1 pseudogene is annotated in these 422 nt (G+C 69.7%); it reads left to right on the plus strand.

The features are described from left to right. Positions 1 to 422, plus strand: a pseudogene (locus AX737_RS24600) (hypothetical protein); the annotation flags it as partial.

The following is a 422-nucleotide window of genomic DNA, read 5'->3' on the forward strand; positions in this document are numbered from 1 at the left end:
ACGCTCGGTCTGGCCCTCCTCCTGGCGCTGTCCGCCTGCCAGGACGGCCAGTACGCGGCCTCGACGCGCCACCTCGCGCCGATCCCGCCCGCGACCCTGGCCCTGATGTCGACCAAGGGGGTCTCGGCGGCCGACCCGATCCTGATGCGGGCCTACAAGAAGGAATCCGAGATCGAGCTCTGGAAGCGCGGCGCGGACGGCAGGTACGCCCTCCTGAAGACCTATCCGATGTGCCGCTGGTCGGGCCAGCTCGGGCCCAAGACCCGGGAGGGGGACCGGCAGGCGCCGGAGGGCTTCTACGCGGTGACGCCCGCGTCCATGAACCCGAATTCGAGCCTCTATCTCTCGTTCAATCTCGGGTACCCGAACGAGTACGACCGCTCCCTGGGACGCACCGGCGCGCACCTGATGGTGCACGGCTC

Source organism: Methylobacterium sp. CCH5-D2, from assembly GCF_001556475.1.
GTDB lineage: Bacteria > Pseudomonadota > Alphaproteobacteria > Rhizobiales > Beijerinckiaceae > Methylobacterium > Methylobacterium hispanicum.